At 70.7% G+C, this 20606-nt stretch carries 15 protein-coding genes; 8 read left to right on the top strand and 7 right to left on the bottom strand.

The features are described from left to right. Window positions 1-21: 21 nt before the first annotated feature. Window positions 22-3438: a S8 family serine peptidase gene (locus IF54_RS0110185; RefSeq protein WP_051735379.1), complete on the top strand. Its 3417-nt coding sequence runs from the start codon at window positions 22-24 to the stop codon at window positions 3436-3438. A gap of 190 nt (window positions 3439-3628) precedes the next feature. Beyond that, a complete protein-coding gene (locus IF54_RS0110180; RefSeq protein WP_030316781.1) occupies window positions 3629-4444 on the top strand; it encodes an SAM-dependent methyltransferase in 816 nt (271 codons plus the stop codon). 29 nt (window positions 4445-4473) lie between these two features. On the opposite strand, the gene IF54_RS0110175 is transcribed toward IF54_RS0110180, so the two are convergent. Beyond that, window positions 4474-5310 (bottom strand): helix-turn-helix domain-containing protein, encoded by an 837-nt coding sequence (locus IF54_RS0110175; RefSeq protein ID WP_030316778.1) that lies wholly within the window; start codon window positions 5308-5310, stop codon window positions 4474-4476. A 210-nt stretch (window positions 5311-5520) separates the two neighbouring features. Beyond that, window positions 5521-6783, bottom strand: coding sequence for an MFS transporter (locus IF54_RS0110170; protein WP_030316775.1), 1263 nt, complete (start codon window positions 6781-6783; stop codon window positions 5521-5523). Between the two features lie 346 nt (window positions 6784-7129). Here IF54_RS0110170 and IF54_RS0110165 point away from each other — a divergent pair, with 346 nt between their 5' ends. Further along, complete coding sequence (locus IF54_RS0110165; RefSeq protein WP_030316773.1) at window positions 7130-7957, top strand: S1 family peptidase; 828 nt, start codon at window positions 7130-7132, stop codon at window positions 7955-7957. A 35-nt stretch (window positions 7958-7992) separates the two neighbouring features. Here IF54_RS0110165 and IF54_RS0110160 read toward each other — a convergent pair whose 3' ends face one another. Both IF54_RS0110160 and IF54_RS40465 read right to left on the bottom strand, forming a co-directional pair. Further along, complete coding sequence (locus tag IF54_RS0110160; protein ID WP_030316771.1) at window positions 7993-9171, bottom strand: Cmx/CmrA family chloramphenicol efflux MFS transporter; 1179 nt, start codon at window positions 9169-9171, stop codon at window positions 7993-7995. A gap of 267 nt (window positions 9172-9438) precedes the next feature. Continuing rightward, window positions 9439-10878 (bottom strand): hypothetical protein, encoded by a 1440-nt coding sequence (locus IF54_RS40465; RefSeq protein ID WP_051735377.1) that lies wholly within the window; start codon window positions 10876-10878, stop codon window positions 9439-9441. A gap of 194 nt (window positions 10879-11072) precedes the next feature. On the opposite strand from IF54_RS40465, the gene IF54_RS0110150 reads away from it, so the two are divergent. Then, window positions 11073-14003 (top strand): AfsR/SARP family transcriptional regulator, encoded by a 2931-nt coding sequence (locus tag IF54_RS0110150; protein ID WP_030316767.1) that lies wholly within the window; start codon window positions 11073-11075, stop codon window positions 14001-14003. A 110-nt stretch (window positions 14004-14113) separates the two neighbouring features. On the opposite strand, the gene IF54_RS0110145 is transcribed toward IF54_RS0110150, so the two are convergent. Together IF54_RS0110145 and IF54_RS0110140 are read right to left on the bottom strand one after the other, a co-directional pair. Beyond that, window positions 14114-15688: a glycosyl hydrolase gene (locus IF54_RS0110145; protein WP_030316765.1), complete on the bottom strand. Its 1575-nt coding sequence runs from the start codon at window positions 15686-15688 to the stop codon at window positions 14114-14116. Window positions 15689-15745: 57 nt separating this feature from the next. Beyond that, on the bottom strand, window positions 15746-16006 hold the full coding sequence (locus IF54_RS0110140; protein ID WP_030316763.1) for a hypothetical protein: 261 nt from the start codon (window positions 16004-16006) through the stop codon (window positions 15746-15748). Window positions 16007-16543: 537 nt separating this feature from the next. Between IF54_RS0110140 and IF54_RS42700 the strand changes: the two genes are divergently transcribed. From IF54_RS42700 to IF54_RS0110120, 4 genes are all read left to right on the top strand, one after another. Then, complete coding sequence (locus IF54_RS42700; protein WP_159002108.1) at window positions 16544-16996, top strand: hypothetical protein; 453 nt, start codon at window positions 16544-16546, stop codon at window positions 16994-16996. Window positions 16997-17055: 59 nt separating this feature from the next. After that, window positions 17056-17457 carry a DUF4913 domain-containing protein gene (locus IF54_RS0110130; protein ID WP_030316759.1) on the top strand — a complete coding sequence of 134 codons (402 nt, stop codon included), beginning with the start codon at window positions 17056-17058 and terminating at the stop codon, window positions 17455-17457. Window positions 17458-17610: 153 nt separating this feature from the next. After that, entirely contained in the window at window positions 17611-18753 is a 1143-nt protein-coding gene (locus tag IF54_RS0110125) for a hypothetical protein (RefSeq protein WP_030316757.1), read from the top strand. A 38-nt stretch (window positions 18754-18791) separates the two neighbouring features. Continuing rightward, a complete protein-coding gene (locus IF54_RS0110120; protein ID WP_030316754.1) occupies window positions 18792-19436 on the top strand; it encodes a hypothetical protein in 645 nt (214 codons plus the stop codon). Window positions 19437-19537: 101 nt separating this feature from the next. Here the strand turns inward: IF54_RS0110120 and IF54_RS0110115 are convergent, their stop codons facing one another. Next, a complete protein-coding gene (locus IF54_RS0110115; protein WP_030316752.1) occupies window positions 19538-20572 on the bottom strand; it encodes a C40 family peptidase in 1035 nt (344 codons plus the stop codon). Window positions 20573-20606 lie beyond the last annotated feature (34 nt).

Raw genomic sequence — 20606 nt, 5'->3', positions numbered from 1 at the left:
CACCAACCAACTGGAGTTCAGATGCAGTTACGCGTACGCCACAGACACGCGGCCCTGGCCGCGGGGGTGGCTTCCGCCGCCCTGGTCCTCGCCGGGCTGCCGACCGGGGCGGGAGCCGTCGGTGCGGGAACGGCCGGCGCGGGAGCCGTCGGCATCGCCTCGGGCAAGAGCGCCCGTGCGGCCTCCGCGGTGAAGACGGTCACGCTCGTCACCGGCGACCGGGTCCTGATGGACGGCACCGGGCAGGTCTCCGGGGTGCAGCGGGCCCAGGGCCGCGAGGGCATGCCGTTCTCGGTCCGGGTCGTCGCCGGGCACACCCGGGTCGTTCCCGGTGACGCCCAACTACTGCTCGCACAGGGCAAGTTGGACCCACGGCTGTTCGACGTCACCCAGTTGGTCAAGGACGGCTACGACGACAAGGGCCGTTCCGACCTGCCGCTGATCGTCACCTTCCGCGGCAGCAAGGCGCCCTCCACGAGCCCGTTCACCCAGGCCGGAGCGCGGCTGGGCCGGCAACTCCCGGTCGTCAACGGCAGGGCGATGCGCTCCGCGAAGAAGCGCGGTGCCGGGTTCTGGAAGGCCGTGACCGACCACTCGGCCGCGGGGACTGCACGGTTCGCCTCCGCGGCCGGTGTGGAGAAGCTGTGGCTCGACGGGAAGCGCCGTGCCTCGCTCGACCGGAGCGTCCCTCAGATCGGCGCGCCGACCGCCTGGGCCGCGGGCTTCGACGGCACCGGCACCAAGGTCGCCGTCCTGGACACCGGCATCGACACCAGCCACCCCGACCTGGCGGGCAAGGTGGTCGCGGAGCACGACTTCAGCGGCACCGGCAGCACGACCGACCGGTACGGGCACGGCACGCACGTGGCGTCCACCGTGGCGGGCAGCGGAGCGAAGTCCGGCGGGAAGTACAAGGGCGTCGCACCCGGCGCCGAGCTTCTCAACGGCAAGGTCCTGGACGACTGGGGCGAGGGCGACGACTCCGAGATCATCGCGGGCATGGAGTGGGCGGTGGCCCAGGGCGCGGACGTCGTCAACCTGAGCCTCGGCGGCCCGGATCTCCCCGGCACCGACCCGATGGAGGAGGCGGTCGACCGGCTCTCCGCCGAGTCCGGCACCCTCTTCGTCATCGCGGCCGGCAACGAGGGCGACGGCGAGCGGACCGTCGGCTCACCGGGCAGCGCGGCGTCCGCCCTGACCGTCGGCGCGGTCGACAAGTCCGACGCGCTCGCCGCCTTCTCCAGCCGCGGTCCGCGCGTGGGCGACGGCGGGGTCAAGCCCGACCTGACCGCGCCGGGGGTCGCCATCACCGCCGCGGCTGCGGCCGGCAGCGCCCTGGCGGACCTGTATCCCTCGGACGTCCCCGGCTACCTGACGATCGAGGGCACCTCGATGGCCACCCCGCACGTGGCGGGCGCCGCGGCGATCATCGCCCAGCAGCACCCCGGCTGGCGCGGCGAGCGGATCAAGGCGGTGCTGACCGGTTCCGCGAAGCCGGGCACGTACAGCTCCTTCCAGCAGGGCACCGGGCGGGTCGATCTGGTCCGGGCGCTGGACGAGAGCGTGGTCACCGAGCAGGGCCCGCTCGACTTCGGCGTCCAGCAGTGGCCGCACGCCGACGACACGGCCCGGACCAAGAAGCTCATCTACCGCAACCTCGGCACCGGGCCGGTCACGCTCGACCTGTCCGTGGACGCGTACGGGGTGGACCGCAAGCCCGCCGCCGAGGGCATGTTCACCGTCTCCCCGCAGCGGATCACGGTCCCCGCGGGCGGCGAGGCGAGCGCGGAGGTCACCGCGGACACCCGCGCCGGAACCGTGGACGGCAGCTTCGGCGGCTCGGTCACGGCCTCCTCCGCCGACGGGAGGATCCAGGTGCGGTCCGCGGTCGGGGTGGACCGCGAGGTCGAGTCGTACGACCTGACGCTCAGGCACACCGACGAGGACGGCAGGGCGACCGGCGATGCCGTGACCTCCGTCGCGGACCTGAACGGCAGCTTCTACGCCGAGTACGCCGACGAGCGGGACGGCGAGCTGACCGTCCGGCTGCCCAAGGCCGACTACCTCCTCGACGGGGTGATCCACCCGTCGACCAGCTCCGCGCAGCACGCCGTCCTGGTCCGGCCGAGGCTTCACCTGGACCGGGACACGACCGTGGAGGTCGACGCCCGGCAGGCGAAGCCGGTGGACATCACCGTGCCGGACGCGGGGGCCGTGAACGACGACGCCGCGGTCACCGTGGAGTACGGGCGGGGCGAGGGGCTCGACGACGCCCATCTCGAGTTCCTGTTGCCCACCTTCGTGGGCTCCCGGTTCGGGCGGCTCGGCCCGGACGGCTCGGTGACGGGGCTGACCTCCCTGTTCTCCGGCCGCTGGGCCGGCAAGGACAAGGACGGCAGGCCGGTCAACTACCACCTGAGCTGGTACCGGGAGGGCAGCCTGGACGGCTTCACCGCGAAGATCGGGCGGGGACAGCTGGCCAGGGTGAACCTGGAGGTGGGCGAGTCGGTCGACGGCCGGCGCGTCCAGGCCGAGGTGACCCCGCACCTGCCCGACGGCCGTCTGGTGCCCGGCGGGAGCGACATGCGCGGCGACCTGCCGTACCGGAGCACCGAGTACGTCCTCGACAACGGGGTGAAGTGGTCGGTGCGCACCTGGCAGCGCTTCGGTGACGGCGAGGACGCGGTCTTCGAGGGCTTCCTGATGCGCATGCCGAGGCACTGGAAGGCCGGCCGCACCTACACCGAGCGATTCGGCGTCGGCGTCTTCGGACCGGTCCTGAACGGCCCCGCCGACCTCGGACCGGGCCGGGGCTACCCGGGGGTCGGCCGCGACGGGAACACCCTAAGGGTCTTCCTGCCGCTGTTCGGCGACGGCTCAGGGCACTGGGGTCTGAGCAAGCCGGCCACGGTGACGTCCCGGCTGGAGGCGGACGGCAAGGAGATCGCCGACGACTACGGCATCCAGCCGACCACCGACCCCACGGAGTACACCCTGCCCGCCGGGGACACCGCGTACCGGATGACCGTGGACAACTCCCGTGACCCGGCCGTGTATCCGGTCAGCACCCGCGTCCACGCCGAGTGGACCTTCCGCTCGGCGAAGACCCCCGAGGGCGACTTCGCCACGGTGCCGCTGTCCACGGTCCGCTTCAGCCCGAAGCTGACTCTGGCGAGCACCGCGAAGGCGGGCCGGCACTTCGAGGTGCCCTTCACCGTCGAGGGGGCGGCGGCCGGACAGCGCCCGGCCGCGCTCGCCTTCCAGGTGTCGTACGACGAGGGCAGGACCTGGCAGCCCGCCAAGTCCGTCGGCGGGACGCGCCTGTCGCTGAAGCACCCGGCGAAGGCGGGGTCCGTGTCGCTGCGCGCGGAACTGACCGACCGGGCGGGCAACACCGTGACCCAGACGATCGAAAGGGCCTACCTGATCACCGAGTGACCTGCGCACGCGCCTGTGCCCGGGACGGCCGTAGCGCCGTGCCGGGCACAGGTGTCTCCCAACCACCCTGAGAGGACGGTCGGTTGAGGCCAATGATTCACATGGGGTGACTCACGGGGACTAACGTGGAAGGTCCCGAACGGTGTTCGACCGTTCGGCGGTTCCCCCATCGCGCACACGAGGAGCGTCCATGGCTGATCAGGCGGAGAACGCGGCAGCGGAGGCACTGCCCAAGATCGACACCTCCGTCCCCCAGTCGGCCCGGATCTGGAACTACTGGCTGGGCGGGAAGGACAACTACGAGGTCGACCGGGTGGCCGGGGACGCCTTCCGCGAGATCTTCCCCGGGATCGAGACCGGCGCCCGCGCCGCCCGGTACTTCCTCGCCCGTGCCGTCCGCCATCTCGCCGGCGAGGAGGGCGTACGGCAGTTCCTGGACATCGGCACCGGGCTGCCCAACGTCGACAACACCCACCAGATCGCCCAGCGGGTGGCCCCGGAGTCCCGGATCGTCTACGTCGACAACGACCCGCTGGTGCTGGCGCACGCCCGCGCGCTGCTCACCAGCACACCGGAAGGCGTCACCAACTACGTCGACGCCGACCTGCGCGACCCGGCCACGATCCTGCGGGAGGCCGCGCGGACCCTCGACTTCGACAAGCCCGTCGCCCTCATGCTGATGGGCATCCTCGGCCACATCGAGGACCACGACGAGGCGTGCTCGATCGTGCGGGAACTGGTGGCCGGGCTGCCCTCCGGCAGCTTCCTGGTGCAGTACGACAGCACGGACACCAGCAAGGCCTACCTCAATGCCATCCAGCAGTACAACGAGGGCGGTTCGATCCCGTACATCCTGCGCAGCCCCGAGCAGATAGCGCGCTACTTCGACGGTCTCGAACTGCTCGAACCGGGGGTGGCGTCCTGCTCACGCTGGCGCCCCGACACCGAGGCCCTCGGTCTGCCGGCCGAGGTCCACCAGTACGGCGGGGTCGCGCGCAAGAACTGAAACGGACCCGGGAGTCAGGGCCCCAGGGGTCAGGTCTCCTGGAGGATGCGGTGCAGGATCGTGGGCGTCTCGTCCGGTGACTCGGCCTCCACCGCGAGGCTGTTCAGGGCGTCCCAGTAGGACTCGATGTCGGCGGGCCGGTCGGGGTAGAGCCCGGTGGTGAGTTGCTCGAGGTAGACCAGGTCGGGCAACTCGCTGCCGGGCAGCCGCACGACGGTGATCGGGCCGCCCTCCGCGGAGTGGCCGCCACCGTGGAACGTCATGACCTGCACGGTCACCTGGGGAAGCCGGCACATGTCGATGAGGTGCCTCAGCTGGGCGCGCATGGTCGCGGCTCCGCCGACCGGGCGGCGCAGCGCCGCCTCGTCGAGCACCGCCCACAGCCGGGTCGCGGGCCGCCGGTGCAGGATCCGCTGCCGGGAGAGCAGTAAGGCCACGCGCCGCTCGATCTCCTCCGGGGAGGCGTCGGCGTGGGCCCGACGCAGCGCGGCACGGGCGTAGTCCGGGGTCTGGAGCAGGGCGGGGACGCGCTGCACCTCGAAGCAGCGGACGAGGCTCGCCGCCTGTTCCGCCGCGAGATAGGCCTGGGCCCATGCGGGCACGACGTCGTGGAAGTCCTGCCACCAGGCAGGGGTGTTGGCCTCCTCGGCCAGCGTCAGCAGGGTGGCGCGCTCGGCCTCGTCCGTGACCTCGTAAAGGGTGAGCAGGTCGGCCACGTCCCGCAGTTTGAAGCCGTGGCGGCCCGCCTCCATGCGGCTGATCTTGGACCGGGAGCCGCGGATGACGTGCCCGGCGGTCTCACGGGAGATGTCCTGGCGTTCGCGCAGCGCGCGCAGCCGTGCTCCCAGCAGCAGCCGCGGCACCATGGGCCCGGCCGACGCGCCGCCCAGGAGTCCGTGTTCGGTAGGTGTTCCTGCGGGCTCCGTGGCACCCATGGGCATGTCTCCCTGCGGTGGTACGCGACCGTGCTGGTGTACAGGTACTGCGAGTTGCCATCGTAGGGGCTGAGGGCCGGGCGCGAACCGGGCCGATGGCCGGAATCGGCCCTACGCGCTGTCGGCGGCCGCGGGGTCGCCCTACGCGCTGTCGGCGGCCGCCGGTTCGGCGGTCCGTGCGGGCGGGCCGCCGAACCGGATGCCCTTGGCCTCCTTGCCGACGGCGCTCAGCAGGATGACCACGGCCAGGGCGGGTACGACGGTCCAGGTCATCGCCGCGGGATAGCCGTGCCGTTCGGCGAGGGCCTCCTGGATGGGCAGGTTGAGGGCGGCTATGAGATTGCCGAGCTGGTAGGTGACGCCGGGATAGAAACCGCGGATCGCGTCCGGACTCATCTCGGTCAGGTGGGCGGGAATCACGCCCCAGGCCCCCTGGACGCACAGCTGCATCAGGAAGGAGGAGAGCATCAGCCAGCCCGTGGTCGTGGAGAGCACGAAGAAGGGCACCACGACCAGGCCGGCGGCCGCCGCGATCATGATCGTGCGGCGGCGGCCCAGCCGCTCCGAGAAGGCGCCGAGGAGCGCGCCGCCGATGATGGCGCCGATGTTGTAGACGACCGCGATGGCGATGGAGGTGTCCGGGGACAGGCCCAGGCCCTTCTTGACGAAGGTCGGGTAGATGTCCTGGGTGCCGTGGGACATCCAGTTGAAGGCCGTCATCAGGGCCACGAGGTACACGAAGCGCCTGAGCACCGCCGGGTTCCTGAACACCTGGTGGGCGGGGGTGCGGTTGAGCTTGACGCTCTTCTCCCACACCTCGCTCTCCTCGACCCGGCTGCGCACCCACAGCGCGACCAGGGCGGGCACCAGGCTGAAGGCGAACAACCCGCGCCAGCCGAGGACGGGTTCGATGACGAAGAACGCCACGGCGGCGAGCAGGTACCCCAGCGAGTAGCCGCTCTGGAGCAGCCCCGACCAGAAACCGCGCCGCTCGGCGGGGATCTTCTCCATGGCGAGAGCCGCGCCCAGTCCCCACTCGCCGCCCATGCCGATGCCGTACAGCAGGCGAAGCACCAGCAGGACGGCGTAGTTGGGCGCGAAGGCGCAGGCGAAGCCGACGATCGAGTAGAAGACGACGTCGACCATGAGGGGCACCCGGCGGCCCCGGCGATCCGCCCACATCCCGAAGACAAAGGCGCCGACCGGCCGCATCACGAGGGTGGCGGTGGTGAGGAAGGCCATGTCGGTGAGGGATACGTGGAAGTCGTCGGCTATCTCGCTGTAGACGAGGACCACCAGGAAGTAGTCGAACGCGTCCATCGCCCAGCCCAGGTAGGCGGCGAGGAACGCGTTGCGCTGGTCCTTGGTGAGACCTCGCGCCTGCTCCGAGACGGTCTTCAGCATGGCGGCCCTTCCCACGGTTCCGCCGGTCAGGCTAGGTCGGGGCAGCGAAGCACACAACGCAAACACCGGCAAAGCAAGAGCCACAATTGCCCCAAGAGGGCGCCCGATTCACCGTTCGCGCCGGGGAAGCGCGACCGAAGGCGCCCTACCCGTGCCGGGCGCGGGCGGGGACACTGGGGCGTCGGCACCGGCGTGACCCCGTCCACCGTCCTCGGTGCGTCGGCGTGACCCCGTCCACCGTCCCCGGGAGGCTTGCGTGACGAGAACTGGCCGTATCGGCTCCGGACGAACTCGCCGTATCGGCTCCGGACGACCGCGGCTGATCGCCTCGGTGACCAGCCTGCTCATGGCCGCCGCGCTCGCGGTGTCCGACGCGGGCGCGGCGACGGCGGGGCCCGCCGCCCCCTCCGGTGCATCGGTGACCGGCGCGGCGTCCGCCGTCGAGTCCCTCGGCATCGCCGGGACGAGCTGGGCGGTGGACGAACGCACCGGGAAACTGAGGGTGTTCGCCGACTCCACGGTCACGGCCGCGGACCTGGCCAAGGTCCGCCGGAGCACCGGCCGTTGGGCGGGTGCCGCGGCCCTCGAACGGCTCGACGGCCGGCTGCGCACCCTCCTGTCGGGCGGTGACGGCGTCTACACGACCGGGTGGCGCTGCTCGGCCGGGGTCAACGTGCAGAGCGGCTCCACCTACTACTTCGTGACCGCCGGCCACTGCACGGACGGCGCGTCCACCTGGTACACCGGCTCCGCCCTGACCACGACGGTCGGATCCACCGTCGTCACCAGCTTCCCCGGCAACGACTACGGCGTCGTCCGGTACACCAACCCGGCCGTCCCGCACCCCGGCACGATCGGCTCCGTCGACGTGACCGGCACCGCGACGGCCCGCGTCGGCCAGAGCGTCTGCCGCCGCGGCTCCACCACAGGCGTCCGCTGCGGCGTGGTCACCGGCCTGAACGCCTCCGTCAACTACGGTGGCGGAGACGTCGTGTCCGGCCTGATCCAGACGAACATCTGCGCAGAGCCCGGCGACAGCGGCGGCCCCCTCTACGCCGGCGACAAGGTCATCGGCATCCTCTCCGGCGGCTCGGGCAACTGCACGACCGGAGGGACCACGTACTACCAGCCGATCCAGGAAGTGCTGGCGGCGTACGGGTTGTCGGTCTACTGAGGGTCGCTCGATGTTCCAGGGTGCGCTCGCCCGTGTCACCGCAGCACCTCCGTGTGCCGGCCGGCCGTGATGACGGTGCGGAGGGGCAATGCGATGAGCAGCGCGACCGCGACGAGAAGCCCGCTGGTCCAGAGCGGTCCGAGCGCCCCTGCTCCGGTGCCGAGCGTGGCTGCGGAGACGACGGGGCCGACGGCGGCGCCCACGTTCAGCGCCGCCGTCGCATAGGCGCCGGCCATCGTGGGGGCTCCCGCGGCCTCGTAGAGAACCCGTGTGATCAGCGTGCCGCCCAGCGCGAACGACAGCGCGCCCTGCACGAACACGAGGGTGAGCAGGGCGGCCGGCTCGTCGGCCAGCACCGCCAGAGCGAGCCAGCCGACGAGCAGCAACGGACCGGCGATCGCGATGACCGGCCCGGGGCTCCGGTCGGACAGCCGTCCGGCGACGGTGACACCCACGGAGGAACCGGCACCGAAGAGCACCAGAGCGACAGAGATCCACAACTCGCCCAGCCCGGCGCTGTCGGTCACTACGGGGCCAAGGAAGGTGAGGCTGCCGAAGGTTGCCGCGTTCACCAGCGCGCCGAGCAGCATCACCAGGATCAACCGCGGCCGGGCGAGCCGGCCGAGCTCCGCTCGCAACGCCGGCCTGCCGGTCGCCTCGTCCTCGTCACGTCCTGCGGGGATGCCTTTCAGGATGCCGAGAGCGGCGGGCAGGCAGAGAGCGGCGACTGCCCAGAAGGTGGACCGCCAGCCGAGTGCCGTGCCGAGCACCGCCCCACCGGGGACACCGGCGATCGTGGCCACCGTCGTGCCCGACAGCAGGACGGCCAGTGCGCGTCCCTTCCTGTCGGCTGGGACCAGACTGGCCGCGGCCGTCAGAGCGACGGCGAGGAACCCCGCGTTCGCGAGCGCGGCAACGACTCGGGTGGCGAACAGGACGGGGAAGCTCGTGGTGACGGCGCCCAAGGCGTGAGCTGCCGCGAAAGCCAGGACGAACCCGAGAAGGGCAGGGCGCCTGGGCCAGTTGCGGGCCGACGCGGCCACCAGGGGTGCGCCGAGGATCATGCCGAGCGCGAAGGCCGAGGTGAGCACGCCTGCTGTCGCGACGGTGACGTCGACATCCGAGGCGATGTCCGGCAAGAGGCCGGCGAGCATGAACTCCGAGGTGCCCATGGCGAAGACCGCCATGGCAAGCAGATAGAGCGGCAGAGGCATCGAGTGGCTCCGAGGTGAGGAGAGGCACGAGAAGGTCGTGTCGTCACCGCGGTCGGCCCCGGGGCGCCCGCTCGTCCCGCCGCGGAGAGCGGCGCGACGACAGGGCTACGAGCTCAGTGGTCCAGGGGGCTGACGGCGTGACCGAAAGCCCCCACCGTGTCTGACTCAGGACTCGACATACCCCGCACGCTACCCGACCGGCGCCCGTCGAACCCGACGGACCGTCATGCGTGTGCTGTTCACGCCCGGGCGCATCGACTCGTCGCATCACAACCAGAGCTTGACCGCCTCGAGCCAGCGCGTGTTCTCCAGGGCGCCTCCGAAGATGTAGCCGGGGCGGGGCTGAGTGCAGTCGGCGCTGCCCCAGTCGTAGCCGTGGACCTTGGTCGACCGGCAGAGTTGGCCGCTGCCGATGTTGATGGCGAAGCCCGTCATGTAGGGAGCGCCTGACTTCGTACTGCCTATGTAGTTGTTCTTGCCGTCGCCGATGACGGCCGTCCACCGGGGTTTCCACTTGCCCCGGCCGTCGGTCGACTTCGGGTCGTGGACGAAGGCGTTGGCGGCCGAGCCGGCTCCGCCGTGGACCGCGATGTTGAGGGCCTTGATCGGATGGGTCCCGCTCGTCGTTCCGGCGAGGGTGCCGTCGCACACGGGCTTCTGCCAACCCTGCCCGGAGAGGTACGCGCGGTAGCAGATGTGCCGCCCGGACGGGTCGCTCCGGTGGAGCCGGTTCACCGCCGTGGCGGCGGTCTCCTGCGCGGGCTTCGCCGTGACGGTGGCCCGCGGTGGCCTCGCGGTCACGGTGACGGTGACCCCTCCCACGCCTCCGGCTCCCCCCTTCCCTCCTCCCTTCTTCTTCGGAGCCCTGGCACTCGCCGACGCCTTCGGCTTGGCGGACGGCGAGGCGGCTGTCGCGCGGGGAGATGTCCTCACGGCCGAAGGGGCCGCCGACGGAGTGTCCTCGGCCAGAGGAGTCTCTGTCTCCGCGCTCGAGCGGGCTGTCTGCTTCTGGCGCCCCCCGTCGTCCGGTGCGCTGCTGCCCAGGATCACCAGCGGAACGATGACCAGGGCGGCCACGCCGACGGCCACCGGTCCTACGACCAGGGGTTTGTGGAGCAGACCGGGCGACTTGTACTCGTCGTCCGACTGACGTGTTCCGTTCCTCGGGGCGACCTTGGGGGCGAGACGAACGACGGGCGCGGGCGGCGCGGGGGGTCGCTGCCGGTGCTCCTGCGTGTGCGCCTCGACGTCGAAGCCTTCGGCTTCGTCGGCTTCGGCTTCGTCGGCTTCGGCTTCGTCCTCGTCGCCGACGGCTTCGTCGGCATCGACATCAGCAGGGTCGGGTACCGCTGCGGCCGTGCCTACAGGGACTTCGGTGGGGTCGGGCGGTGCGTCCTGCTGCTCCTGCTGCTCCTGCTGCTCCAGCAGGCTGCTCGAGCCGTCCGGGGCGACCTCGACGAACGCGACGTAGCCCGCGGAGGGGTCGGAGATGGTCGCCGTCACGCCGGCGTTCAGGTCACGTGCGTATCCCTGGAGTCTGTCGAGGATCGCGGCGTCGACCGACTCTCCGTCCGCGACCTCCACGGGTTCTCCGTCGATGGTGGCCGAGCCGTCTCCGGAGATGACCACCGCGTGGCGTGGCCCCGGCACGGCGCGATCGCCCTCCGTGACCGGCTCGTCCGTCTCTTCCTCTTCACCCCGGCTCATGGCTCTTCCTTTCTGACGCGTCCCGGCCCAACGGCCCGATCGGGAACGGTGTGGCGGTCCCCGGGTAGCGCAACGGGCGCTCGTTCGGGAATGGTTCAATCCCGCCGACCAGCAAATTGCGGCGATCCGACCAAGAGGTGACATTCCGTCAGGCGACGTCTGTGGCGGGATGGATGTTGAGTACAGTCCTGGGGATGAACGGCTACGAGACTTCCGTGCGTTTCGCCGTCCTGGGGCCGGTCCGGGCCTGGCGCGGCGAACAGGAACTGAACCTTGGTTCGCCACAGCAGCGGGCCGTCCTGGCAGCGCTGCTGTTGCGGCGGGGACGCGCTGTCGCACTCTCCGAACTCCTCGACGCGGTCTGGGGAGAGGAGCAGCCCGCGGCTGCGGTGTCGGTGCTCCGGACCTATGTGTCGCGCCTGCGCAAGGTGATCGATGCGGGGCGGGAGGTGACCGGGGCCGGGAGTGTGGTGGTGTCGGTCGGGGACGGGTACCTCGTCCGTCTGCCGGAGGACGGCCTGGATCTCAGTGTGTTCGAGCAACGGGTCACGGAGGCGAGGAAGCTGCGCGCCGCCGGGGAACTGTCCGAGGCCGCCGAACTGCTGCGCGCGGCGCTCGACGGATGGCAGGGCGGAGCACTGGCCGGACTCACCGGCCCCCTGGCCGAGTCCGAGAGTTCCCGGCTGAACGAGGAGCGCCTGGTCGCGCTGGAGACCTGGCTGGACGTCGAGGTCGAACGCGGACGCCACAGCGATGTCGTCGCCGAACTGATCGCGTTGACCGGTCAGTACCCGCTGCGGGAGCAGCTGTGCCGACTGCTCATGCTGGCGCTCTACCGGTCCGGGAGGCAGGCCGAGGCACTGGCGGCCTACCGCAGTACGCGGAGCACCCTGGTCACCGAGCTGGGCATCGAACCCGGAACACCGCTTCAGGATCTGCACGACCGCATCCTGGCGGCCGACGCGTCCCTGGACGCCCTTCCGCCGGGGCGGCAGGCGCCGCCGGCCCCTTCGGTGCCGCCCGCCTTACCCACCGCTTCACCCCCCGTCTTACCCGCGGGCCGTCCGGCCCAACTGCCCGCTGATCTGCCGACGTTCGTCGGTCGGCACGCCGAACTCGACCGAGCACGCGCCCTGTTGTCCGAGCAGGACGGCCCACCGGCCACCGTGGTGATCAGCGCGATCGGCGGTATGGCAGGTATCGGCAAGACCACCCTGGCCGTGCACTGGGCGCACGAGATGGCCGACCGCTTCCCCGACGGACAGCTCTACCTCAATCTGCGCGGCTTCGATCCGACCGGCTCCCTGGTGACGCCGGACGAGGCCATCCGTACTCTTCTCGGCGCGCTCGGCGTGCCGCCGATGCGGATTCCCGCCGGCCTCGACGCCCAGACGGCGCTCTACCGCAGCATGCTCGCCCAGCGGCGCATGCTGATCCTGCTCGACAACGCCCGTGACACCGACCAGGTCCGCCCGCTGCTGCCCGGTTCCTCCCGCAGCCTGGTCATCGTCACCAGCCGCAACCAGCTCACCGGCCTGGTCGCCGGCGAGGGGGCTCATCCGCTGCCGCTGGACCAGCTGAGCTCCGCCGAGGCACACGATCTCCTGGCCCGCCGACTCGGCACCGACCGGCTGGCGGCGGAACCTCGGGCCACGGACGAGATCATCGCCATGTGCGCCCGGCTGCCGCTGGCGCTGGCCATCGTCGCCGCCCATGCCGTCGCCCACCCCGGCTTCCCGCTCAGCGCCATCGCCGGGGAACTGCGCGACAGCCACGGCAGCCTCGACGCCTTCGCCTCCGGCGACGACATCAGCACCGATGTACGGGCGGTCTTCTCCTGGTCGTACAAAGCGGTGTCGGATCCCGCCGCGTGTCTGTTCCGCCTGCTGGGCCTGCACTCCGGGCCCGACATCTCCGCACCGGCCGCCGCGGCCCTCGCCGGGCTCCCGCTGCGGGAGGCGCGCGCCCTGCTCGTCGAGCTCACCCGCGCTCACCTGCTGACCGAACACTTCCCGGGCCGCTACACCCTGCACGACCTGTTGCATGTCTACGCCACCGAACGGGTCCACGCCGAGGAGACGCCCCTGGAGCGGGAGCGTGCCATGGGGCGGCTGCTCGCCTGGTACCTGCACACCGCGGACGCCGCCTACCCGCACATCACCCCGCACCGTCGCCGAATCCCCCTCGAACCGCTGCCCGACCTGTGCACACCCCTGGAGTTCACGACGCACGACCAGGCCCTGGACTGGTGCGAGACCGAACGGGCCAACCTGGTCGCCGCGGTCCACCAGGCTGCGGAGTCCGGGCGGTCGGGTGTCGCGTGGCGGCTGCCCGCCGTGCTGTGGGGGTTCTTCTACCTCCGCAGCCATACGCACGACTGGGTCGACACCGCGCGGACGGGCCTGTCCGCGGCCAGCGCCGCCGGCGACCGCCGGGGCAGGGCTCAGGGCTTCGCGGACCTGGCCGCCGCGCTGCGCGGCTCGGGCCGGTACGAGGAGGCCATCGACCACTTGCGCCGGGCGATGGTCGCCTACCGGGAGCTCGGGGACACGGAGGGCAGGGCGTCGGCCGTGACCAATCTGGGCGACTCCTACCTCCAGTACGGCCGGCTCGACAAGGCCGCGGAGTACATCCGCCGCGGCCTGGCCGTCGAACGGATCATCGGCACCCCGTGGGGGGTGGGAATCTGTCTGAGCAACCTGGGCGACGTCTACCAGCGGCAGGGCCGGTTCGACGAGGCCATCGGTTGTCTGGAGGAGGCGTTGACCGTCCTGCGGACCAGCGGCAACCCCTGGGTCGAAGGCGTCGCACTCGACATCCTCGGTACGGCCCACCGCCGCCTCCAGCGCTACGACGAGGCCGTCGACTACTACCACCAGGCCCTCAGGACACACCGGGACATCGGCAACCGGTGGGGAGAGGGCCACACCCTGGGCAACCTCGGTGATGCCCAACTGGCCGCCGGCGAGCCGGAAGCCGCCCGCGACAGCTGGCGGCAGGCACTGGCGATCTTCGTGGAGTTCGACCATCAGGACGCCGCGAAGATCCGCGAGCGCCTCGGCAGGCCGGCGGACGCACCGCCGGACGCGGAGGCGCGGGCCGCAGCGTCGAAGCGGGCCGCCTGACCCGGGCCTCCGACCGGCCACGGCCTGGCCGTGGCCCCAGGGGGGAGCGGGGACACGGCCAGGCTGCACCCGTACAACGGGTGGGAGGCAAGGACGGTTCACCTTCCCGTTCAGCTCGCGTCCTGGTACACACGGCCGCTGGCGTTGGCGGTCGTACCGTCGTAGAGGCCGGTCGGGCTGGTCACCGTGGACAGGGTGAACCACGCGTAGCGCTCCACGAAGCTCAGGCTGTCCAGCATCCGTGTCGACGACCTGATGAAGTCGGTCTGTTCCTGCTCGCCGGGATAGCGGGGAGTGTCCTGGGAGAAGTCGATCAGGCCGTACTCGGTCAGCCAGACCGGCTTGTGGTAGCGGTCCCAGACTGCTTGCAGATAGCCGCGCAGCTGGTTGGGCGCGTCCGGGCCGAAGTCGGAGCCGTACCAGTGCACAGGGATGAAGTCGACGCGCAGGTTTCGGTCGGCGGCTCCCTTCATGAAGCGGTCCAGCCAGCCGCCGTCCAGGTCGGCGCCGGCGGCGACCGCGGGTGCGCCCAGGCGCAGGCCGGTGGCTTCCAGCCGGGGCCACAGGTCGAGGGCCTGCTCGGGCGTCATGTTCGCCTGCCTGCGGTTGTCGGGTTCGTTGAATCCGAGCAGTTCCTTGGTGCCGCCCTGCGTCGCGGCGCCCAGCTCGGCGTCGGTGACGGAGCCGGGGCCCCAGATCATCGGGACGTAGTCGACGCCGGCCGGCTTGGTGACCGCGCCGGTGGAGGAGGCCCAGTTGAGGTACCAGGAGGCGCCCGAGGCGGCGAGCGCCTGGGAGGCGCCGTCGACGGGGTTGAGGCTGACGCCCTTGCGGGCGGGGGCGGCAGTGGGAACGGGGGCGGGCTGGGCGGTGGCGGGGTCGGCCGGGGCGGTGCTGCCGGTTCCGAAGGCGACGGTCAGTCCGGTGCACTTGGTGCACTGGTACATGACCTTGTTCCCCGGCTCGGCGTCCTGCTTCGACCAGGCGTACGCCGTCGGGCACTTCTGGTTGACCATGTCGCTGTACGGGGTCTTGGCGTCCCGGTTCGGGTTGGTGCAGACGAGCGGCCGTCCGGTGGCGGGGTCCTTGGTCAGGTCCTCGGCCGGGCAGGAGGACAGGAAGTCCTGCACACAGCCGGCCACCGCGCATTCGCCGCTCGCGGGCGGGGTGACGTCGTCCGGGGTGATGGAGACCGGCACCGAGACGGCGTTGACGTAGCTGACGTCGTACCAGGGGGCGAGGGTGTCGGCCGGGTCGAAGTTGAACTCGGCGAGTCCGGTGGGCTGTTCGCCGAGGGAGCAGTGGTCGGCGTACGGCCCGCAGTCGCCGACGGCGCAGTGGAAGGTGCTGCCGTCCTCACCGGTGCAGCCTTCGCGGGCGAAGAACTTGCCCCGCCAGTGCCCGGCGCCCTCGTGCTCCGGGATGGTGACGGTGGCGGACCGGCCGGGGTCCAGGGCCGGCAGGCCGGTGAGGGCGGCGGAGCCGTCCGCGTTGACCGTGCTGCCGATCCAGATGCGGCTGCCGGTGTTGTTCTGGAAGGTGACGGTGTGGTCGGCGACGTCGGCTGCCGTCGTCTCGTTGATGTTCCGGGCGGTGGAGCGGTGGATCTGGATGGCCATGGCGGTGCCGGTGACTCCGACGAAAGCCAGGAGCACGGCCAGGAGGAATGATGTGCGTCTCCGCATGGAGGGTGCCTTTCGACTGCTTTCACACGTGATGAGGCGGAGTTCGGCCGTGGGGGTTCAGGGGGCGGGCTCGCCGGTTCGCGGTTCCCGTTTCCGGGGCCGGCTCGTCGGCAGCGCCGGTTCGAAACCCGTCGGCAGGGGTGGCAGACCCGCGGGCAGCGGTGTGTCGGCGCGGTCGGAGCGGTACGGGTCGCCGGCCGGCCGTTCCGCCGGTCGGGGCGCGTCCTGACGGTCGCGCGCGCCCTCGCCGCCCACCAGTTTCCGGCGGCGCTCCAGCAGCCCCGGTGACGTGAGCCGCCGTGTGCGAGCGGTGGTCATGTCCGTACCTCCCCGTCCGTCCGGCGGTGATCTGTCGGCTGGGCACCGACGCCGGGTCGTGCGGCACAACGGGGTGCGGGTGCCGGAAGGTTCAGTTCCTTGTTGAACCGTGTGTCCCGGAGGCCCGTTGCACGTTCGCGCGCACAACCCCGTGCGGTCCGCCGACGAGAGAAGCGATGAGAGCAGCGAAGCGAAAGGGGCACTGTGGCGAACTTCAACCCGCTTCCCCGAGAGCGCAGGGCGTTGACCAAGTCGCCTCCCCCCTCCCCGCGGGACTCACCCTGGAGGTCTCTGGCACGAGATCTGATCGGCGACGATCTCCGGGCGACGTCGAGCACGCGCGATCTCGCGGACGCCCTCGCGCACCTGTGGCGAAGGCTGACGGGGCGGGGCGCCACAGGACGAGCGGCCCCCTCGTACGGTGGTGGAAGCGGCGGAGGTGGCGGGGGCGGCGCATCGGAGGTGCCCGGCGAGGCCGCTTCCCCGTCCGGCGACACCGTTCCACGGCTGCCGGAACTCACGCCCGCGCAGCACCACATGAACCAGCTCTCCGTCGAGGACCTTCAGAAGGTCACGCACGAGATGCTGGAGCTGATAGCGAACGACACCGGGCTGCAAAGGGCGTACCGGAACAACCGGATCCCGGTACTCGAGGAACTGCTCCAGCGGACCGCGCCGGAGAACCAGCCCCCACCTGAGATGCGTGCCGATCCGCCGGCGGAACCGGTGACGTCCACGACGGACATGCGGGCCACGGTGAATTTCACCGAGGACTCCGCCCACCACGGCGCGCCTTCGGCCGACGACCGGCCGTCCTCTTCTTCCTCGGCTGTGATGCAGAACGCCGCCAGGTATCTCAGGGAGCAGCAGGGGAGCATGGACTCCGATTCCCGGGGCCGCGGCAGCAGCGCGAGTTCCACACCCCGCTCGGTCTCCCCGGCACCGTCCCTTTCTCCTGGGTCCACGCATCCGTCCCCGCACCTTCGATGACCTGGTTGACATCCCGAAAGGATCGTGAAGTGACCGCGACGACAGTGAATTCCGAACCGCTGACGAGTCCCGCACGGGAGAAGAAGGCCGAACCGGAGAAGAAATCGGAGTTCATCCTCTATCTGGAGGGCTCCGCATACGACGACGCACTACAGGGTCTTGTCGACTGGGTACGGTACCTGCTGTTGCCGGTCTACGGCAGGGAGCCCACGTCCTCCGCGCCCTGGTGCTCCCGCTGGTGGGAACACCCGGAAGCAGTCGCGCAGTTGCACGCCCTGTGGATGTCCTGGCAGGACCTGACGGGTCCCGGTTCCGCGCTCAGCGGCCCGCTCAACTGGCATCGCGACTGCCTGGCCCACGTGATGGCCTCGCTTCGCGACCCTTCCGGTCCGTTCGCCGGCTGCAAGAAAGGCAGCCATCGGGCCAAGGAGGCACCGACGGCGGATGACTACGGCTTCTGACGTCGGCGTCGGGGCCTTTCTGGCCGGTCGCCGAGATCGTCGCCGAGATCTCCTGCGAGGCCGTTGAACCTTCTCGCCCCTCCGTTCCGTTGAGTTCCCGCAGAAGCATCACCAATTCCGGTTCACACACCGGGAATTCCGGAGGTACACACCATGGGTGAAAAGCCCGACGGAAGCTGGCAGGGAGAAGGCACCGAGGTATCTCTGAGCCTGACCCCCGAACAGAACGCCGCGGTGAAAGCGTTTCACGAGGCGGGGGTGGCCCGTCGCCCGGCCTATGACGCGATGATGCGCCAAGTCGCCGCCGCCAACGCGCATCTCGGCATGGTGCTCGTGGGAGACAAGGGACAGGGCGACATCGAGCACTCCCTCAAGGGTCTGGACTCCCTGCGGCGAAAGGTCGCAAGTCAGCTCCCCGACTATGAGGGCATGGTCGAGGACGTCCTCGCCGACGTCAAGGACCTGCACCGCTACTCGTCGGCCACCGAGCCCGCGAACTACACGGCGGCGGCAGAGGGTGCCGTCCAGCATCTGACCGCCCAGAACGCCGAGTTCATCAAGTTCAACCACACCTGGCGCCACCCCGTCTACAAGGGCAGCAACGCCGTGATCAAGCCGTCCGTGGAGATTGCCGCCACGGACCCGGAGGTACGCGCCCTCCAGAACGACAGGCTGGTTCGGGACACCGCCAACACGATCGCCACGCGTGAGAAGGACCCCACCGAAGTCGATCCCCCCATCCCGGTGACGACCCTCGAGTTGAAGTCCACCGAGCTCGGCGCCCCCTGCGAGTTCCAGATGCACACCCCGGGCAATCTCAAGGTCAAGGACAAGCTGCATCTGCCCTACGAACTTCAGCGCTCCGGCATGCTGGAGAAGAAGTTCGGTGCCGAGGCGCAGGAGTACGTACGGGCGACCGACTACGTGATGGCCTCGATGTACCAGGGCCGCACCGACGTCGTACCGGACCACCTGGATCGCCTGGACGCACTGACGAAGTCGTTGCCGGTCGGCAAGGTGGTGGACGGTCCCGCGTCCATTCCGCAGCCGAAGCCGGAAGCGCTGGCCCAGGTGCAGAGGATCCTGTACGCCATGGAGTCCCTCCAGGACCAGCAGCCTCTGCAACGGAGGAACAGCAATCAGTCGCTCTACGAACAGGCGAAGGAGGCGGCGAACAGGCCCGCGGTCACTCGCTCGAACAGCGCGCCGGGCGACATCCCCGTGCACACGCCCCCGGCCGTGCCCGCCGGCCACCACGCCGCGGCGCCGGGCGGCCCGGCGCCCGTGGGGCGTTGACGCACCCGCCTCGGAGCAGGTGAAGGAGGGAGGAACCGATGGCATACACCTATTGGGCCCATGAGATGGACATGCAGGGGCTGGGCACCGCCACCAGTCTGTGGCGGCACTCCGACGCCGCGAGCTGGGAGTTCCGGTCCCTGATCGACGGCGAGTGGCATCCGCACCGTGTCGACAGGGGGCCGAGCGCACCCGACCCGAGCAAGGTGCGCCCACTGACGGAGCAACAGGCCAGGGACATGGTCAGGAACGCTCCGCGGGACATGTACGTGTACACCCAGCGCCTGATCGGGGAGTCGCAGAGGCCGGGGGCCGTGTCACGGCGCATACCCAGCCCGGAGAGCTTCCAGGATCAGGTGTTCTCGGTCGAAGGCAGCGGGGGCAAGTGGAAGCCCACCACCAGCCTCGCCGAATTCACCAACACGTACAGCGACGACCGGCCCAGCCTCAGACTGATCAGTCATGAGGACGCCCGACGCCATGTCGGGAAGAGAGGGGCCGACGCGCTCAAGGAGTTCGACCGGCCGTTCAACCCCGGCACCGCGGCCTCGCAGCAGCGCGCGGCCATGGCAAGGGCGGGGAAGTTCCAGTCGTCCCTCGGCGCCCTGCCGGAGGCGGGCGAGAGGCCCAGTCCCCCGGCATCGCCCCACCTGGCCGCCCATCCGAAAGTAGTGGTGAAGTAGTCACGATGTCACGGGCGGCCCCCGGTCACGGGATCTGAACGACGGTCCGCACCACAGCTGAAGCGCCCTGTCCACCATCCAGGTGGACAGGGCGCTCTGCGTCACGCGTCCGGCCGCACCACCCCCAGAATCTGCATCGAAGCCGCCGGCGACTCGTACACGTACCGCCCCGGCCGCGGTGCCGAGATGATGTTCCCGCCGCCGGCGTAGATCGCCACATGGCTCGCGTCGGAGAAGTAGATGATCAGGTCCCCGGGTCGCATGTCCTCGACGGGGACGTGCTTCAGCTGGGCCCACTGCATCTCCGACGTGCGGGGGATGGTGACGCCCGCCGCCAGCCACGCCTGGCTCGTGAGGCCGGAACAGTCGTAGGAGTCGGGTCCCTCGGCGCCCCAGACGTAGGGCTTGCCGATCTGCTGGGCGGCGAAGGCGAGGGCCTTCCGGCCGGCGGCCGTCGCATCGGTGCCGACCTTCTCGAGGATGCCCGTGCTCTCCCACTTCGCCTGGGCCCGGTCGGACTCCTTCTTCTCCAGGTCGGCGAGACGGGCCCGCTCCTTCGCCGCCAGCGAGGACTCCAACGCCTTGGCCTCGGCGATGTGGCGCTCGATCGTCCTGCGCTGCGTCGCCATCGCGCGGCGGCTCGCCCGCAGCCGCTCCAGTTCCGCCGCCGCCTCGTCCGTGCGGGCGCGCAGGGCGGACTTCGTCGTCTTCAGCTCGGTCAGCAGGTTCTGCGCGTTCTGCTGGGCCCGGAGCGCCAACCCCGCGTTGTCCAGGGCCCGAGAGGGGTCACTGGCCAGCGCGAACTGGAGCTCGGCCGGCACACCGCCGGCGCGGTACTGGGCCCTGGCCGTCGCTCCGGCGGCGGAGTTGAGGCGGGTCAGCTTCGACTCGGCCGTGCGGACCTGGGAGTCGAGTGCACTGACCCGCCTCTTCTGTGCCTTCACCTTGCCGTCGGCCGCGTTGTACTTGTCGGTCGCCACCTCCGCCTGGTGGTACAGGCTCTCCAGTTCGTTCTGTACCTCGGTGAGGGTCCGAGGGTCGGCTCGGGCGCCCTGTTGGCTCGCCGCCGTCAGGGCGCAGGCCAGGGCGACGGCTGTCGCCGCCCGGTAGCCGTGTCTGCGCAGGGGCCGTCTCATCTGGGCCGAAGCTCCCTTCGTACGCATGGGTGAG

This window comes from Streptomyces sp. NRRL B-3229, assembly GCF_000719505.1.
Classification (GTDB): domain Bacteria; phylum Actinomycetota; class Actinomycetes; order Streptomycetales; family Streptomycetaceae; genus Streptomyces; species Streptomyces griseorubiginosus.
This window is presented reverse-complemented; position numbering and strand designations above follow the sequence as displayed.